Raw genomic sequence first — 16,322 nt, 5'->3', positions numbered from 1 at the left:
TCATGACGGTGGGCGGGGTGCTGTCCATCCTGGGGACCAACAGCAACACCGTGCTCGCCGGGCCGCGCTACCTGTACGCGCTGGCCCAGGACGGCTTTGGCCCCGCTGCGCTCGCCACGCTGCATCCGCGCTACCGCACGCCGACGGTCGCCATCCTCACGCAGACGGCCATCGCGCTGCCCCTGGCGTTCTCCGGCTCGTTCGAGGTGCTCGCCACGCTCTCCGTGGTGGCCCGGCTCGCCACGTACTTCGGCACGGCCCTGGCGGTGCCCGTGCTGCGACGCAAGCTCCAGGCGCCCGCGAACGCGTTCCGCATCCCGGGTGGGCCCGTGATTCCCCTCGCCGCCGCCGCCCTGTGCGTCGTCTTCGCGCTGAGCGCGGAGCGAAAGAACCTCGTCGCCGGGGCCATCGCGCTCGCGGTGGGCTTCGTGCTCCACAGGTTCCAGCGCAAGCCGGACGGGAAAGCGGCGCTCGGATAGCGCGGGAGGTCGCTCAGCCCCCTCGGGTGACGTCCTCTCAGCGCCGGACCGAGAAGAAGAAGGTCGCCTCGCAGGTCGGGCAGTATTCGATGGTGGCCGCGGCTGGATTCGCACAGCTCCAGCCCTCGGCCTGCCGCAGGAACTCGAGCGGCTGCTGGATGAAGAACTCGCCCTCGTAGCGGCAGATGCCCTCTTGCTTCAGCAACGCATAGACGGGGGCGATGTCCTGCAGGTGCTTGGAGGTCTCCTTCCGCCAGCCAATCCTGAAGTCCAGGGGAGGACGTGGCGGCGAGCCCAGGTTCCACCAGGCCACCGCCTGGGTGACCGCCGCGAAGACGAGGGTGACGGTGAGCAGCCGCGTCCGGATCCTCGGGAGGTGGCTCGGGATGAGCACGGCGCCCGCGTAGAAGAGCGCCAGGGTCAGCAGCAGGTAATGGCGCGGAGACTCCCGGCTGGTGAAGAGCGGGAAGCAGGCCGCGTAGAGGGGCAGCACGAGGGCCCAGAACGCGCCGTGGGGGTCGGTGGCATCCTGACGGAAGGCCCTGAACGTGCGAAGACACGCGACCCCGACGGCGGCGAGCAACACGCTCACGAAGAGCAGCCCCGTGAGGCGGAGCGCCAGCGGCGGCACATAGCCAAACAGCCGGCGGTAGAGCACGTCGTTGCCAAGGACTCCCAGGAGCCCGATGCCGTGCATGATGAGGAACGGCACCAGCGCCACCCTGAGCCAGACGTGGGGCTTGCGCACGCGCGAGCCCTCCAGGCGGGCGGAGCACCACGCCTGAAGGGAGGGGGCGTGGCGCTCGAGTACGGGCACCAGCGCCCGCCACAGCCCGGTGGCCAGGAGCGGCAGCGCCACGAGGGATGACAAGACGAAGGTGGAATGGTGCTGAAAGGAATCCTCGCCCAGCCGCCACTGGAGCACGCAGGCGATGAACACCGGGGCCAGGCCCACCGCGTTGAGCACGAAGAAGCGGGAGGTGGCGACGCTCGCACGGCCACGCCACCAGAGCACCGCCGAGGCCAGCGCGAACGCCAGGCTCCAGGAGACGAAGACGAAGTGGTTCAGCACCCCCACGAGGCTCACCGCGAAGAACAGGAACGCGGTGAGGGCGCTGGAACTTCCACGGACCAGGAACGCGTGCGCCACCGCGACGAGGCACGCCATGCCGAAGAGGTTCCAGGCCATCACCTCCCAGGCGATCCGTGCCTCCAACAGCAGGAGCAGCGAGGTGCAGCACAGCGCCACGAACAGCCCCGCGGAGCGCACCGACTGGCGGAGCAGCAACAGCAGGAGGATGCCCAGCCCCGCCACGTTCAGGCACAGGCCTGGGAGCCGAAGCGACTCGACCGAAGCGCCTCGCGCCTTGAAGACAAGCGAGAGCGCGTAGGGGTAGAGGCTCCCCGCGTAGTACCTCATCCCATGGAGCGTGAAGAAGCCTCGCTCCTGATGCTCCAGGGCCCGGAGCCCCGCCCACGCTTCATCCGCGTGCAGCCCGGGGAAGGAGGCGAAGCCATGCACCATCATCACGGCGGCGGAGAGCGCGAGCGCGAGGAGGACAGTGGTCTGGAGGACGGCTCGGGTACCCATGGCGGAGCGCGCGCAAGCTAGCGCACCCCTGCCCTCCCCTGGCCCAACTTTTTGACGTGACCCACACCCACTCCGCCTCTCAGGCCCACTCCGTCAGCCCCTCGCGCTGGTACAGGGTCGCGAACGAAGGCCGCGCCTTCAATTGGGTGGCGACCGCGGCCAGGTGCGGCCACGCCGTGGCGGGCTTCGGCATGGCGCGGGACCAGCGCATCAGCATGACGAGGTAGAAGTCCGCGACGCTGAGCGTCTTCCCCAGCAGCAAGGGGCCGTTCTCGGCGAGGTGCGCATCCAGCACCTGCCATGCGCGCTCGATGCGGCCCGCGACGGTGGAGCGCACGGCTTCGGCATGAGCCTCTCCCGCGGGCTCGTGGGGGTACCACCACTGCCGGAACAGCGGCTGCACCATGTTCGCCAGGTGGAACATCCACTGGTAGTAGGCCATGCGCGCCGCGCTTCCCGGCGCGGGAGCCAGGCTCGCCTCCGGATGGCGGTCCGCGAGGTACGTCACCAGGGCCGCGGCCTCGAAGTGCGGCTTTCCGTCAATCAGCAGGGTCGGCACGACGCCATTCGGGTTGAGCGCCAGGTACTCGGGGCGCTTCTGCTGTCCGGCGCCGGTGTCGACGCGTTCCAGGGAGTGCGGCTGGCCGAGTTCGAGCAGCACCCAGTGCACCAGCATGCTGGCGGCACCCGGCGAATAGTAGAGCGTGTACATGCGGTCTCCGTGCGAACGGGGTAACGGTCCTGGAGTGTGGGCAGCGGGCCCTGCGTCCGTCCAGGGTAGAGTGGCCCTCCGGAACGGCTCATGGCATCGCGGCGGATCTCTCCCCAGACCCTCGAGGAACTGCGCCACCGGGTGGACCTGCCCGGCCTCATCTCACGTCACGTGGCGCTCACGCCGAGTGGGAAGGAGTTTCGCGGCCGGTGCCCCTTCCACGAGGAGCGCACCCCGTCCTTCTACGTCGTCCCGGAGAAGGGCTTCTTCTTCTGCCACGGGTGCCGCGCGCGCGGAGACGCGGTGGACTTCCTCCGGCGCATGCTCGGGCTCTCCTTCGGGGAGGCCGTGCGGGAGCTGGCACGGGAGGTGGGACTCCCGGTGTCCGAATCCGAGTCTTCGGCGGCGGACTCAAGCCAGCGCTTGCGCGACGTGACGAGGCTGGCCCAGGAACACTTCCAGACGCAGCTCTGGAGCAGTGAAGGCGCAGCGACCAGGGCCTATCTGGAGGCGCGGGGCGTCACGGAAGAGACGGCGCGCGCGTTCGGGTTGGGCTGGGCTCCCGACGCCTGGGACCGGCTCGCGGAGCGGATCGAGCGCGCGGGGCTGCGGGAGGCGGGACTCGAGACGGGACTCGTGCGGCCGCGCAAGCAGGGCGCGGGTTGCTACGACTTCTTCCGGGGCCGGGTGATGTTGCCGCTGCGCTCGCCGGACGGACGTCCCCTGGGCTTCGGGGGGCGCCTCATGCCCGGTGGCGCCGGGGGACCGAAGTACCTCAACTCGAAGGACAGCCCGCTCTACCACAAGGCGGACACGCTGTTCGGGATGGACCTCGCGCGGGCGGAGATCCGCCGGCTGCATCGCGCGGTGCTGGTGGAGGGCTACTTCGACTGCGTCCTCCTGCATCAGGTGGGGGTGCGCCATGCCGTGGCGCTCTGTTCCACGCACCTGACGCCGGGCCACCTCCAGATGCTCGCGAAAGCGGAGGCCCGCGAGCTGGTGCTGCTGCTGGACGGGGACGCGGCGGGGCTCGCCGCGGTGGAGCGCCTGGCCGGACCGCTGCTCGCCGCCGGAGTGGCCACCTCCGTGGCGCTGCTGCCCCAGGGGGAGGATCCGGACACCTTCGCGCTGCGGGAGGGCGGAGCAGGCGTGTCCCGTCTGCTCGAGGATGCCCGTCCGCTCACGCGCCACCTCTTCACTTCCGTGCTGCCCGACGGGCGTGAAGCCAGCTTCGAGGAGAAGATGCTCGCGCTGGGACGGCTGCGCGAAGTCGTGGCGAAGATCCCCCCGGGCCTCATGCGCACGGCCTTCCTCGACGCACTGTCCGCTCACATGGGGCTGCCCTCCGCGGAACTGGAGGGCGTGCTCACCGGGACACCGGCAGCGGCGGTGACCCAGGCGCCTTCCCCTGCCCCCGCGGTCGTCACGCCAGCCGAGCGCGGCGTGGATGCGCTGGAGGCCCGCGCGGTGGCCTGTGTGCTGCGCAATCCCAGCGTGCGGGACCAGGACGTCTTCGGGGCGCTGGAGCATCTTCAGGAGGCGGGGCTGCGAATGGCGCTGGGCACCGCGAACACCGGAGGCCTCGCGGCCACCGGCGCGGTGGCGCGAGCCCTCGCGGGCGCCACGCGGACCCTGCCCACGGAGGAGGACGCCCTGGTGAAGGTCTTCCGCGCCGCCTGCTGTGAGTTGTCCCTTCGCCGGGTGAACGCGGAGCTGGCGAAGCTGACCGGACTCACTCGCGAATCCCGACCCAGTGGCGCGAGCCTCGCGCGACTCTCCCAGCGCTCGGAGCTGCTGGCCCTGCGGCACCGGGTGCTCCAGGTGCTCCAGGACCTTCGCTGAAGACGCTAGCGGAGCCGGATCCGGAGCTTGACGTCCGCGACCCCGAGCTCGTCGCCATCGGCCAGTCGCTGGCGGGCGGTGAGGGGACGCTGGTTGTGGACGGTCCCCATGGCGGAGCCCATGTCCTCCGCGAACCAACCCTCCGGCCCGTGGATCAGCAGGGTGTGCCGACGCGAGATCTGCACGGAGTCAGGCCGGTAATCACAGTCGAATTGCCGGCCAATGGTGAACGAGGTCCCCGTGACGGGAATCTCCTGCCCTACCGACGTGACAAGGGTCAGCGCGACGTACTTCGGAGCATGGGCCTGGGGCATGGTGGACAGGATATCCGCGCGGCCCACCGGCTGCCCTCCCGGCACGGAAGGCCGGAAGGGCAAGGCCATTCAGCCCCTCAGCGCGTGAGGGTGTAGGTGTAGTCGATGAAGCCCACCTGGCCGAAGAAGTAGTAGGTGCAGTCCACCAGCCGCGTATACGGGCCGAAGTTCTTGACCATGTGAGCCTCGGCAGCCTCCAACTGCGAGGGAGAACAGGGGGACGACACCGCGCTGGTGGCCTTCACCTCGAACCGGGCGTGCTGAAGGTCGGCGCTGGCCGTGACGGTCCGCTCAGCATCCGTCCTGGCACCATCGTCCATCGTCACGTCCGACTCAGCGCCACCACAACCGAGCATCAGCCCACAGGCCAGGAGTCCCACGGCGATCCGCATGTGCATTTGTCTTTCTTGGTGCTGGTTGGTTCCACGTCCCGACACGACCGTCATGAAGACCCGGCGTGAAAGGCCCGCCCTTCGCCACGGTGGGCCGGAAGGGCATGTCCCGCCCGGAGCAGACTTCATGCCAGTCGTCGCGAAGCGCCATCCCTCCCAGCGCTATCAGAGAGGAGGTCGAGCGCGGTCTGTCGCGGACGTCTCTTCTGTGACAGGAAATGTATCGTTTCAGGTCACGGCTTCCGGCCCGGATGTGGCGCTTCGCGCTACAACGCATGGCTTCACCGTCTGGCGACCGTGTTCCTGGCCTTCATGCTTCCGACGAGCGCGGCCTGAGCCCAGAAGTCCAGCTCACTCCTCCCGGAGGATGAGCAGGCCCCGGTTCGCGTCCACCACGTAGATGAACCCGTCTCCAGGCACGCGGATGCCAATGGCGTTCGAGAAGAACTCGGAGCCCGTCCGGGTCGGCGGGGCGTCCTTGTACGTGTTGAAGTACGCCACCTCGCGCGGCCGGGGCGGCACGGACACGTCCAGCACGCGCACGCCCTCCTGGTAGTACGCGATGTAGAGCTTCGTGCCCACCAGCACCATGTTGTGGATGGAGTACTCGGGGCGCAGCGCGTACTGGCCAATGAGCCGCATGTTCGCGGGGTCGGTGACGTCCAGCACGCGCAGGTGCGCGTTCAACTGCTCGCCGCCCTCGAACGCGATGGTGCGTCCCGCGAAGGTGCCCACCGCATTCGCGTGGCTGAACGCGTCGCCGTAGGTGTAGCGCCCCAGCTCCCGGACGCGCGTCGGGTCCCCCACGTCGAAGGCGATGTATCCCGCGCTGGTGTGGTTGACGTAGAGGTTGTCTCCGTACGCGAAGGCGTCGTGCACGCCCCCAAAGCCCTCGTCTGGAATCGAGATGCGGTCCAGCAGCCGCGGCGAAAGCGCCGAGCTCACGTCGAACATGAGCGTCTGGCTGGAGGACGAGGGCGCCATGCCGTAGAGCCGGTCTCCACGCACGTGCACGGTGTGCACGTTGAGGGCGCCGCCGGGCAGCGCGCGCAGGTACCGCGGATCCGCCGGGTTCGTGATGTCGTAGACGATGACGCCGGAGTTGGCGCTGGCGATGTAGAGCGCGTCGTCCTTCGCCCAGGCCCCATTCCAGTAGGTATCCCCCTCCAGCTGGATTCGCTTCTTGAGCACCGGGTGGGCGGGGTCCTTCACGTCGTAGACCGCCAGGCCTCCGTCCCCGGTGTTGTCGCCAATGGCCACCACGTACGCGTGTCCCTTCGTGACGTAGATGTCCACCGGGAAGGCCAGTGGGACGGCGGACTCGGAGACGAGCTTCAGGCCCGAGGCCTCCACCTCGCCCCGTCCCCATCCGGGGCGCAGCGCCGTGAAGCTGCCCTTGGACGTCACCCGTCCCTCGGGATTGCACCACGCGTAGCAACCGTTGACGCGGTCCGGCTCCGGCCGCGTGCAGCCGGCGAAGATGCGGTTCCGATAGGTGGGGGTGGGGAACCTCTGCGGTACCTGGGCCCCGAAGAAGAACTTCCCGGCCCCCACGTCCTGGAAGAGCAGCGGCGTGCCATCAATCGTGCCCACACCACCATCCGAAGGCAGCCGCAGCGTGAAGCCGATTTGATAGGAAGTGTTGGAGGCCAGCATGCGGACCTCGTACGCGCCCGAAGTCCCCAGGTCGTCGAGCGCCCCGGCTGGGCACATGGACCGGTCGAACAGGGCCGGGTCCGAGCACGAAGCGGGGGTGGTGCCTATCTCTGGGGTGAAGGTGCAGTCCGAGTACGGCGCTTGCTCCACCACGTCCCCCGGGTCCTCCAGCGTCTGCGCGCCGCCGTCCCAGACCTCGCCCGCGTCAGGAATGCCCGCGTCGTCGGTGCCCGCGTCGGGAGGCCCCGCGTCGGAAGTGCCGCTGTCCACGGGAGGCGGCGGCGTCCCGGCGTCATTGCCAGAGGAGGAAGCGCAGCCACCCAGAACCAGGGAGGCAGAGAGCAACAGCCAACGGGAGGGATGGGGCATGGAATGGAAATCCATAACCAATCAAGGTCTGGATTTACCAGGGCCTCCGGAAAGCACTTGCCTCAGGCAACCATCGGGTGAATCAACCGACCCATTCTGAAGTTATCTGTGCACCAGCCGACATGGAACGCGACCCCATCCGAAGTGGCTGCGCTCATCTCTGACATAGAATCGGCGTGCTCCTTCCAAGCCACGCCACCGCGCGCGCGGCCACCGCGCATGGCTCTGGAAGAGAGGCAGGGCATACACGCAGCGAGGGGGAGCCATGAAGCGAGAGGGAAGAGGCTGGCCGTTGAGCCTGATTCTTGGCATGTGTCTCGTACTGGCCGGATGCGCCACGGAAGAGGCACCGGGGAACGCCCCCGACTCCGGGACCAGCGGGAGCCTGGACGCCGGGACGACCGCTGACTCCGGGACGGCAGGGGGCGACGAGGACGCGGGAACCGTGGCGGAAGAGGGCTTCACCGGGCCTGTCGCCGCAGGGCTCTACTTCAACCTGGTGACCCGGAAGGACGGAACCGTCTGGGCTTGGGGAGAGAACGACCATGGCCAGCTGGGCGACGGGACGACCACCGACCGGCCAACCCCCACCCGGGTGGTGGGCCTCACGGACGTGTCTGCCTTTTCCACGGGCAGCGCCCACTCACTGGCACTGAAGGCGGACGGCACCGTCTGGGCCTGGGGTAACAACCACGACGGCCAGTTGGGCGACGGGACGACCACCGACCGGCCAACCCCCACCCAGGTGCCGGGCCTCACCGGCGTGTCCGCCCTGGCCGCGGGCAGCGAGCACTCGCTGGCTCTGAAAGCGGACGGCACGGTCTGGGCCTGGGGCAACAACTCCTACGGTCAACTGGGTGAGGGGACGCTCAGCGACGAGTCAGCGCCCGTGCAGGTGGTGGGGCTCACCAGCGTGGTGGCCCTGGCCTCACTGAGCACCTCTTCGCTGGCGCTGAAGGCGGACGGCACCGTCTGGAGTTGGGGCGACTCACGGCGGGCTGTCCGGCAGATCCCCTATCTTCCTCCCGTGGTGGCCTTGGCGAGGGGGGCCATGCACTCGTTGGCGTTGGGTGCGGATGGCACTGTCTGGGCCTGGGGCAGCAATTCCAATGGCCAGCTGGGCAATGGGAGGCAAGGTCCTGCTTCCGCGGAGCTTGGGCCGGTGCTGGGCCTCACGGACGTGGTCAGTGTGGGGGCGGGGCAATACAACTCGCTAGCGCTGAAGGCGGACGGCACCGTCTGGGCCTGGGGTAACAACCATTTCGGTCAGCAGGGCGATGGGACCACCATCGACCAGTGGATGCCCACCCAGGTGCCAGGGCTCACGCGTGTGACCACCTTGTCCGTGGGCAGCGTGCATGTGCTGGCGCGCACGGCGGACGGCGCCCTTTGGGCCTGGGGTGCGCTCTACAGCACCTTCGCCACGCCAACCCCTTCCCTGCTCACGAACTGCCAGCAATTGGTTGCAGGTGACGAGCATGCATTGGCACGGAAAGCGGACGGCACCGTCTGGGCCTGGGGGCAGGACGATTCCCTGCTGGGAGTTGAATCAAGCCTCCAGCCGCGGACGCCCACCCGGCTGCCCACCCTCACCCACGTGGCGGACATCGCCGCGGGCCGGATCCATTCACTGGCATTGAAGACGGACGGCACCGTCTGGGCCTGGGGCGGTAACTTCCGTGGACAGCTGGGGCTTGGGACGAACGCGAACCAGGAGACGCCCCTGCGGATTCCCACGCTCACCGGTGTGTCCGCCCTGGCCGCGCGCGGTTTCCACTCACTGGCGCTGAAGACGGACGGGACAGTCTGGGCCTGGGGCAGCAACTCCAGTGGCCAGCTGGGCAACGGAGATGCCGGGGAGAACCTCATGCAGACGGTGCCCACGCAGGTGCTGGGGCTCACCGGTGTCGTGGACGTGGTCGCGGGCGATGCGTTCTCGTTGGCGTTGAAGGCGGATGGCACGGTCTGGGCCTGGGGCAGCAACTCCGCGGGTCAGCTGGGCAAGGAATACATCGGGGAGTCCAGCGACGACCTGGAGCCCAGGCAGGTTCAGGGGCTTACCGGCGTGGTGAAACTGGCTGCGGGCGATTCGTACGCATTGGCGTTGAAGAAGGACGGCACCGTCTGGAGTTGGGGCGCGGACCTCACCGCCCCGCCAGGCGAGGAGCCCCCTGGTGAAGGCGTGAAGTGGTGGCTGCCCAGGCAGGTGGCCGGGCTCACCGAGGTGGTCGACCTGTCCGCCGGCAGGGCTCATGCGCTTGCATTGAAAGCGGACGGCACCGTCTGGGCCTGGGGCGGGAACTTCTTTGGTCAACTGGGAGATGGGACGAACACCGCCCGGCAGACACCTACGCGAGTGCCAGGCCTCACGGGCCTGGTGTCCGTGACAGCGGGAAACTACTTCTCGTTTGCCATCACGAATGGCGGGACTGTCTGGGCCTGGGGCGACAACCTCTACGGACATTTCGGGAATGGTGACGCAGGGATGCGCTTGTCTCCGTCCAAGGCCTGGTGAGCGGGTAGGAGAAGCGGGCCCTCCGGTGGGCCATCGCCCTGCCGCATGCCACCTCCCAGGTGGAGCGGCAGCGCGAGCCGCGCGCTGAGAGCCACCATCCCCCACGTCCCCGGTCGTTGCGGAGGTCGGCGGCGTTGCGGCGGTGGCCCGGTGTGTCGCCTCAAGCAAGGGGCTCGCGGTGCTGCGCTGGGAAGCCCTGCCCGCCACGGGTGTCTGGATGGCCTGGAATGTCCTTGTTCAAGGACACCTCGACGGACGAAGCCCGTGCGTGTGGCCAGCCTTGATCACCTCTTCAAGGTCTGCCTGTTCTGCCTTCCGTAGCTCCATCGCGTCCTCCATCCATCCGGCTCAACAGCGCGAAGTCCGGATGGAGAAGTCCCTTCCCTCTTCAGAAGTTGAAACAGATTCTTGTGTGCGGAAGGGCTTCCCGCGGCTCAGTTCCGCGGCGCGCGATATGCCGGGAAGAAACCCGTGTCGCCGCAGCCCTTTGAAAGACGGGCATACACCTGAGCATAGGAAGGATAGGAGCGCGATTGGGGGAGCAGGCGTTGCACTTCAGCTTCCCGGGACGCCACCGTTGTTCCTCGTGACCGCTTCGTCCCGGGCCTGTTGCGCGACGAGGCGTGGCGCCTGGGCCGGCTGTTCGACCAGGCGGCGGTGCTCTGGGGCCGCGTGGGCGGTGCCGTGGAGTTGCTGTGGTGTCAGGCGTGTCCCAGCCCTTGAAGCATGGTCGGGTGTCATCCGCTTCACACAGCGCGGCGATCCCCCCATTGGGGACAGAACCCACACACCGGTGCCATGGGGCAGTGCCATGGTGGCTGTCTTTCCCGGGGGAGTCGCGTCCTGCGCGCCTTCCCATTCCTGACACCAGGAGCCGCCTCGATGCAGTCTTCCGTCCCCTTCGCGCAGAATGCCACGCGCCCCAGTGTCTTCCTCCTCGCCGGGGCCTTCGTCACGGGCCTGCTGCTCTTCATGCACGGCGGCTGCGGCAGCCAGGAATGCGTGAATGCCTTTGACTGCGAGGACTCGAACCCCGCGCCGGAAGGCCAGGGCTGGACCTGCGTCGAACACGTCTGCAAGGCCGTCACCTTTCCGCCCCCGCCCGACGCGGGCACCGGCACCGACGCCGGCACCAGCACCGATGACGCCGGAACCGATGACGCCGGCAGCAGCGCGACGGTGTCCCTGAAGATCATCGCGTTCAATGACTTCCACGGGCAACTGGAGCCCGCGAGCGGCAGCGGCGGTCAGATCATCCAGGCCATCCTGCCGGACGGCGGCACGGACCGGGTGAACGCGGGCGGCGCGGTGTACTTCGCGAGGTACGTCGCGGACCTGCGCGCGAAGAACCCGAACACCATCGTCGTGTCCGCCGGAGACCTCATCGGCGCCTCGCCGCTCCTGTCCGCGCTCTTCCACGACGAGCCCACCATCGAGGCGATGAACCAGCTGGGCCTGGACCTGAGCGCGGTGGGCAACCACGAGTTCGACGAGGGCGGCTCGGAGATCCTTCGCATGCAGGCCGGCGGCTGCCACCCCGTGAACGGCTGCCAGGACGGCACCGGCTTCTCCGGCGCGAAGTTCAAGTTCCTCGCGGCCAACGTGGCCACCGGCCCGGGCCGCACCCTCTTCCCGCGCTACGACGTGCGCACCTTCGACGGCGTGAAGGTGGCCTTCGTCGGCATGACGCTGGAAGGCACGGCGAAGATCGTCGTGCCCACGGGCGTGGCGGGGCTGGATTTCAAGGACGAGGTGGACACCGTCAACGCGCTGGTGCCGGAGCTGAAGGCGCAGGGCGTGAACGCCATCGTCGTCATGGTGCACGAGGGCGGGACGCCCGCGCTCGAGTCGCTCTACAACGAGTGCAAGGGCGTCACCGGCCCCATCCTGGACATCGCCCAGAACCTGGACCCGGCGGTGGCGGTCATCGTCAGTGGCCACACCCACCAGGCCTACAACTGCACGCTGAGCGGCAAGCTCGTCACCAGCGCCGCGTCGGTGGGCCGGCTCGTCACGGACATCGACCTGACGCTGGACGCGGCCTCCGGCCAGGTGGTGAAGGCCCAGGCCCAGAACGTCATCGTCACCCCCACGGTGGCGCCCGACCCGGACATCACCGAGCTCATCACCCGCTACAAGGGACTGACGGCGCCACTGGAGGGCCGCGTCATTGGCTGGGTCGCCGAGACGCTCACCCGCAGCAACCTCCAGAGGGACCCCACCGGCCAGTCCACCATGGGCTTCGTCATCGCGGACGCCCAGCTGGAGGCCACGAAGCCCGCGGCCCTGGGCGGCGCCCAGATTGCCTTCATGAACCCGGGCGGCGTGCGCGCCGACCTCGTGCGCGACCCGGCTGACCCCAACGACGTCGGCGCCGTCACCTATGGCGAGGCGTTCACCGTGCAGCCCTTCAGCAACACGCTGGTCACCATGACACTGACGGGCGCGCAGATTGAACGCCTGCTGGAGCAGCAGTTCCGCACGGGCAACCTCACCCGCATCCTCCTCCCATCGGCAGGCTTCAAGTACGCGTTCAGCGCGTCGGCGCCCATCGGCTCCAAGGTGGACCCCGCCAGCATCCAGCTGAACGGCGTCACGGTGGATCCCGCCGCCAGCTACCGCGTGACGACGAACAACATCCTCGCCCCGGGCGGCGACAACTTCACCGTCTTCGCGGAGGGCACGGACACCCTGGGCGGCGCGGTGGACTTGGATGCGCTGGAGGCCTACCTGACCGCGAAGAGCACCCAGGCGAACCCGCTGCCGGCCCCGGCGCTCGACCGCATGACCCGGCTGCCGTAGCCGGCAACCCGACGCCCAGCGCCCCCCCGCAAGGCTCGCCTCGCTGGGCTGGAAGGTGCTGGACATGGATACGCCGTACCAGGCCCGACCTCCGACGAGCTCCCGCCGCAGCCCGGTGACAACGGCACCGGGCACCGGAGTCAGCTCCACCAGCGAGCGGATGCCCGGGTTGCAGGCGCTGCCCATGCGCTGGAGCGCCTCGAGCGCGGGCCGCGCTGCGCCGTACCAGCCCTCCAGACGACGGCCGTGAAGCCTCCACGACCTTCCGGTCTGAGGTCGCACTCCAGGACGCAGGCGCCCGCATCGGCGCCCAGGAGGCGGCACATGCCGTGCTGCCTCGGGGCGCGCGCATCGTGTCCCTGGAGTGCCGCAGCTCCATGTGCCGACTCCAGATGTCCCATCCGAGCCAGGACGCCTTCCGGAATTTCCTTCGCGAAGGCCTGATGGATGACGCGGACGCGTGGGAAGGGCCGTTCATGGCCGCGCTCACGGGCACTCCGGGACGGTCCGGAGAAGTCGAGGCGGCGGCCTACCTTGCACGGGCGGGAGTGGACCTGGCGCCTTGGACGATTCGAAGGTTGACCCCTCCCGGCGGCGTGCGTCCGGAGAAGGAGTAGCGCGCCTGGGTCGTCCCGTGCGTCCTACCCAACAGGCCACACTCGCGCCTGCGACTTAACTTTCTGGTTTTGCCGTGATGACATATTAAGCCATGTCAGCCGTCCCCGCTCCCCGCTGCGCCGCGAGTGTCGCTGCCCTCCTCGCCCTCGTCGGGTGCGGCTCGGCCACCGTCAGCGGCGGTGGTAGCCCTGCGCGCGCGAAGTGGGTCGGATCGGTCGTCAGGACGCCGGACGGCGGGCAACTCCGGACGACCATCTACTACGGGCCCTGGCAGTGCAGCGCCGCGTTCATCGCCCGCTGCGAGTCGAAGTGCGCGGCGCAGGGATACCCGCTCATGGGCTGCATGTGGCTGGCCGACTTCAAGGGCGACTGGCAGGGGCGATTCCTGCTAATGCCCGCAGAGGCTGGCGGACGCCTTGCCATCACCCACTGCTGCTGCGACTACCCGAAGGTGGCGGACCCTGAGAGCCTCCGAAAGGTGTGGTCACGCTCCCGCCTCCGCTTCCGCGAGGAGTGGGCGAAGGAGCTCGGCACCTGGCCGAACACGGCGGGACGAGCGTGGCCCGGTCACCACCTGCGCGACTTCCTTCATGGAGGGGATCCGACGGCGCCCGGCAACGTCCTGCCTGTCCCCGACGACGTACATACCACCATCAACGCCGAGTACCCTGCCTGCTACGCCCCTGGCGGGAAGTGGCTCACGCCGGGCCCTGAGCGTCCGTACTCGGATTGAGGTTGAACCCCATGTCCACACGCATGCAGCGCCTGCTCGCGGAGGTCGACCAGCGCCATTTCCCGAATCCTCCCACCGCTGCCGAGGAACTCGCGGCGTTCGAGGAACGCATCGGCTGGAAGCTCGACGAGGACCTCCGGGCCTTCTACCTGCACTGCGACGGCGCAGCCCTCTTCATGCCTTGGCCTGACACCAACTTCTGGATCCTCCCGCTCGCCCAGGTCCGCCGCGGGCGCGTGGCCATCCAGGGGCGGGACGAGGACGCGAATGGCCCCGCGACGTGGTACACGCTCGTGGACCTCCAGGACACGGACTTCGTTCTGGTCGACGTGTCGCAGAAGCACGACGGACGCTATCCGCTGCGAGACGGGTACCACGGGACGTTCCCCGACCCGGTCCACAGTCGGATCATCGCATCGTCCTTCAGCGACTTCCTGGAGAAGGCGCTGGCCAGCGGGGACGACTACTTCTGGCTGAGCGGGAGTTCGTCCGAGGGATGAGCGGTTCCGGTTTCTCGCCCTCATTCGAGAGGGGAAACCGGAACCGCGTGCGACTCAGGCGCCTCGAAGAGGAACCGGACTCGGGCGCATCCTGGACGGACTGGTGCTGGGCGGGCGCCTGGGCCTGGACGAACCAGCGGCCGCAGTCGCGCAGCCCAGCGAGCCCCAGAAGGCCGACCCCATAGCGGCACAGCCGCTCCAGCCCCTGCCTGCCGTTGCCATGCATGTGCGTATTGGCATGCAGTTGGACGGATGAGCCCTGCGCGTGACGCACCCAAGATGGAGTTGATTTGGACTCAGCCGGTGCCATCACTCGCCAGGACAACCCTATCCAGACACGAGCTACCAGGTTTCGCGGCTCTACCGGAACTCGTTCACGATGTAGACGCCCGCACGGGGTGAACCGAGCACGGCGGTTCCAGGCTTGGACTCCGGCAGCTTCCGGAGTTGTCCGAGCCCGAGCCTCGCGACCGCAGATGGGAACCTGATCCCCTCCATCCAGGGGTTGGGCGGCGTAGTACCGGATCACGGCCTGCGGCCCGTCCGCCCAGACGCGGCCATAGAGCCGGGCCGGTGCTTCAAGCGGACCCAGGTTGTCTTCGAGGACGCTTTCGATGGGACCGGCGTACAGGGTGATGGGATAGGCGCGGGACTGGTTCGCGTCGAGCTGAACCCAGGCGGAGTCCCCCACGAACAGCCGCAGGTACTTCATCGCCTTGCGTGCTTCTTCGGGACATTCCTCCGGCCCCGGCGTGCCGTCGGAACGCAGGGCCACCTTGCCCGTCGCCGTGCCCGGGCAGCCAGGGGCCGTCATGAGCAGGACCGCGCAGCCCAGGAGCGTGAACGTGCGGGATGCCATGCGTCGCGCTCTTATCGCGCCAGCAGCGCTGGATCTAGCTGGACGAACGCCTGCCTCAAGCCGTCCTGGCGGTAGATCTCAAGGAACAGGCTGGTCAACACGCCTTCCTCCATGAAGGCACTGCTGTCCACCACAGCGGCCACCACGCCGGAGCTTCCGACCGGGATTTCGCGCGCCGTGACGCGAATCGCGACGGCACGCGCATGACCGCCGTCCTTGGTCACCAGCCGCGCCGACTTCAGGCTCCAGGGTTTTTGAGCGTGGGTGTTCTTGACCTTGAAGACGACCGCGACCTTGCCCTTGCGCATGCTCGCGTAGCTCTCTGGATCCTTGAACACGTCGACCTGCTGGTCCGCACCGTCCGATTGCCTCCAGCCCGGGTGACGCAGGAGGAACGCCACCTCCGTCCCATCCACCAGCGTCACGATCAGGGGAATGCCTTCGTCGTCGGCGAGGTCATGCATGGGCTCCAGGACGACCTTGTTGCGGACCACCGCCAACGGTTCGAGGCGCGGCGCCCAACTGAGGTACTGCGGCGGGGGCGGCGCGTCCGCCCCCGCCTGTGGAGCTGTGAATCAGAGGGTGCAGCTGGCGGAGTCGTAGGTCAGGATGACCAGACCCGCATTGCCTCCGTAGACGGTACTGGCTCCCGCCGCGGTGGGCAGCGTCGTCGCCGTGGACCAGTTGGTCGCGCCCAGGCCGCCCGTGGTGCCTGTGCCCGCGCCGTTGCCTCCCGACGAACCGCCCGCCCCGGTGGCATTGTTGTAGCCGCCGCCGCCGCCGCCGTAGCCACCGCCTCCACCGGCGTAATAAGTTCCCGTGCCGCCCGAGACACCGGTTCCTCCGGTGGCGTAGTTGGTCCCTGTATCTTATACACATCTGACGCTGCCGACGATAAGGCTCGAGCAGAGGTTAGTGGATCTCGAATGAAGCAGACACT

12 protein-coding genes and 2 pseudogenes are annotated in these 16,322 nt (G+C 68.5%); 7 read left to right on the top strand and 7 right to left on the bottom strand.

Annotation, left to right across the window (positions count from 1 at the left end; all coding sequences use genetic code 11):
* Positions 1–479 (top strand): APC family permease (locus D7W79_RS24550; protein WP_120527825.1); only part of this gene is annotated, 479 nt, incomplete at its 5' end.
* A gap of 37 nt (positions 480–516) precedes the next feature.
* On the opposite strand, the gene D7W79_RS24545 is transcribed toward D7W79_RS24550, so the two are convergent.
* Complete coding sequence (locus D7W79_RS24545) at positions 517–2,070, bottom strand: hypothetical protein (protein ID WP_120527824.1); 1,554 nt, start codon at positions 2,068–2,070, stop codon at positions 517–519.
* Positions 2,071–2,149: 79 nt separating this feature from the next.
* Complete coding sequence (locus D7W79_RS24540) at positions 2,150–2,782, bottom strand: glutathione S-transferase family protein (RefSeq protein ID WP_120527823.1); 633 nt, start codon at positions 2,780–2,782, stop codon at positions 2,150–2,152.
* Between the two features lie 90 nt (positions 2,783–2,872).
* Here D7W79_RS24540 and dnaG point away from each other — a divergent pair, with 90 nt between their 5' ends.
* Complete coding sequence (gene dnaG / locus D7W79_RS24535) at positions 2,873–4,624, top strand: DNA primase (protein WP_120527822.1); 1,752 nt, start codon at positions 2,873–2,875, stop codon at positions 4,622–4,624.
* A 5-nt stretch (positions 4,625–4,629) separates the two neighbouring features.
* Here the strand turns inward: dnaG and D7W79_RS24530 are convergent, their stop codons facing one another.
* From D7W79_RS24530 to D7W79_RS24520, 3 genes are all read right to left on the bottom strand, one after another.
* On the bottom strand, positions 4,630–5,007 hold the full coding sequence (locus D7W79_RS24530) for an FHA domain-containing protein (protein ID WP_120527821.1): 378 nt from the start codon (positions 5,005–5,007) through the stop codon (positions 4,630–4,632).
* Between the two features lie 8 nt (positions 5,008–5,015).
* Entirely contained in the window at positions 5,016–5,330 is a 315-nt protein-coding gene (locus D7W79_RS24525) for a hypothetical protein (RefSeq protein WP_147442034.1), read from the bottom strand.
* 351 nt (positions 5,331–5,681) lie between these two features.
* Positions 5,682–7,355: an LVIVD repeat-containing protein gene (locus tag D7W79_RS24520; protein ID WP_120527827.1), complete on the bottom strand. Its 1,674-nt coding sequence runs from the start codon at positions 7,353–7,355 to the stop codon at positions 5,682–5,684.
* A gap of 445 nt (positions 7,356–7,800) precedes the next feature.
* Between D7W79_RS24520 and D7W79_RS24515 the strand changes: the two genes are divergently transcribed.
* The 5 genes from D7W79_RS24515 (at position 7,801) to D7W79_RS24490 (ending at position 14,523) form a co-directional block, all read left to right on the top strand.
* Positions 7,801–9,870, top strand: coding sequence for an RCC1-like domain-containing protein (locus D7W79_RS24515; RefSeq protein WP_244221940.1), 2,070 nt, complete (start codon positions 7,801–7,803; stop codon positions 9,868–9,870).
* 882 nt (positions 9,871–10,752) lie between these two features.
* A complete protein-coding gene (locus D7W79_RS24510) occupies positions 10,753–12,672 on the top strand; it encodes a bifunctional metallophosphatase/5'-nucleotidase (protein ID WP_120527819.1) in 1,920 nt (639 codons plus the stop codon).
* A 329-nt stretch (positions 12,673–13,001) separates the two neighbouring features.
* Positions 13,002–13,289 (top strand): hypothetical protein, encoded by a 288-nt coding sequence (locus D7W79_RS24500; protein ID WP_120527818.1) that lies wholly within the window; start codon positions 13,002–13,004, stop codon positions 13,287–13,289.
* Positions 13,290–13,768: 479 nt separating this feature from the next.
* On the top strand, positions 13,769–14,023 hold the full coding sequence (locus D7W79_RS45170; protein ID WP_244221939.1) for a hypothetical protein: 255 nt from the start codon (positions 13,769–13,771) through the stop codon (positions 14,021–14,023).
* 11 nt (positions 14,024–14,034) lie between these two features.
* Entirely contained in the window at positions 14,035–14,523 is a 489-nt protein-coding gene (locus D7W79_RS24490) for an SMI1/KNR4 family protein (protein ID WP_120527816.1), read from the top strand.
* Positions 14,524–14,883: 360 nt separating this feature from the next.
* On the opposite strand, the pseudogene D7W79_RS45165 reads toward D7W79_RS24490, so the two are convergent.
* Together D7W79_RS45165 and D7W79_RS46040 are read right to left on the bottom strand one after the other, a co-directional pair.
* Positions 14,884–15,382 (bottom strand): annotated as a pseudogene (locus tag D7W79_RS45165) (hypothetical protein).
* An 11-nt stretch (positions 15,383–15,393) separates the two neighbouring features.
* A pseudogene (locus D7W79_RS46040) lies at positions 15,394–15,897 on the bottom strand (DUF2381 family protein); the annotation flags it as partial.
* Between the last annotated feature and the right edge of the window lie 425 nt (positions 15,898–16,322).

Source organism: Corallococcus exercitus, assembly GCF_003611585.1.
Taxonomy (GTDB): Bacteria; Myxococcota; Myxococcia; order Myxococcales; family Myxococcaceae; genus Corallococcus; species Corallococcus exercitus.
This window is presented reverse-complemented; position numbering and strand designations above follow the sequence as displayed.

Bases quoted from the DNA above. Each gene is read 5' to 3' on its own strand.
- D7W79_RS24545 (WP_120527824.1), bottom strand. From the start codon at position 2,070: ATGGGTACCCGAGCCGTCCTCCAGACCACTGTCCTCCTCGCGCTCGCG.
- D7W79_RS24540 (WP_120527823.1), bottom strand. From the start codon at position 2,782: ATGTACACGCTCTACTATTCGCCGGGTGCCGCCAGCATGCTGGTGCAC.
- dnaG (WP_120527822.1), top strand. From the start codon at position 2,873: ATGGCATCGCGGCGGATCTCTCCCCAGACCCTCGAGGAACTGCGCCAC.
- D7W79_RS24530 (WP_120527821.1), bottom strand. From the start codon at position 5,007: ATGGCCTTGCCCTTCCGGCCTTCCGTGCCGGGAGGGCAGCCGGTGGGC.
- D7W79_RS24525 (WP_147442034.1), bottom strand. From the start codon at position 5,330: ATGCGGATCGCCGTGGGACTCCTGGCCTGTGGGCTGATGCTCGGTTGT.
- D7W79_RS24520 (WP_120527827.1), bottom strand. From the start codon at position 7,355: ATGCCCCATCCCTCCCGTTGGCTGTTGCTCTCTGCCTCCCTGGTTCTG.
- D7W79_RS24510 (WP_120527819.1), top strand. From the start codon at position 10,753: ATGCAGTCTTCCGTCCCCTTCGCGCAGAATGCCACGCGCCCCAGTGTC.
- D7W79_RS24490 (WP_120527816.1), top strand. From the start codon at position 14,035: ATGTCCACACGCATGCAGCGCCTGCTCGCGGAGGTCGACCAGCGCCAT.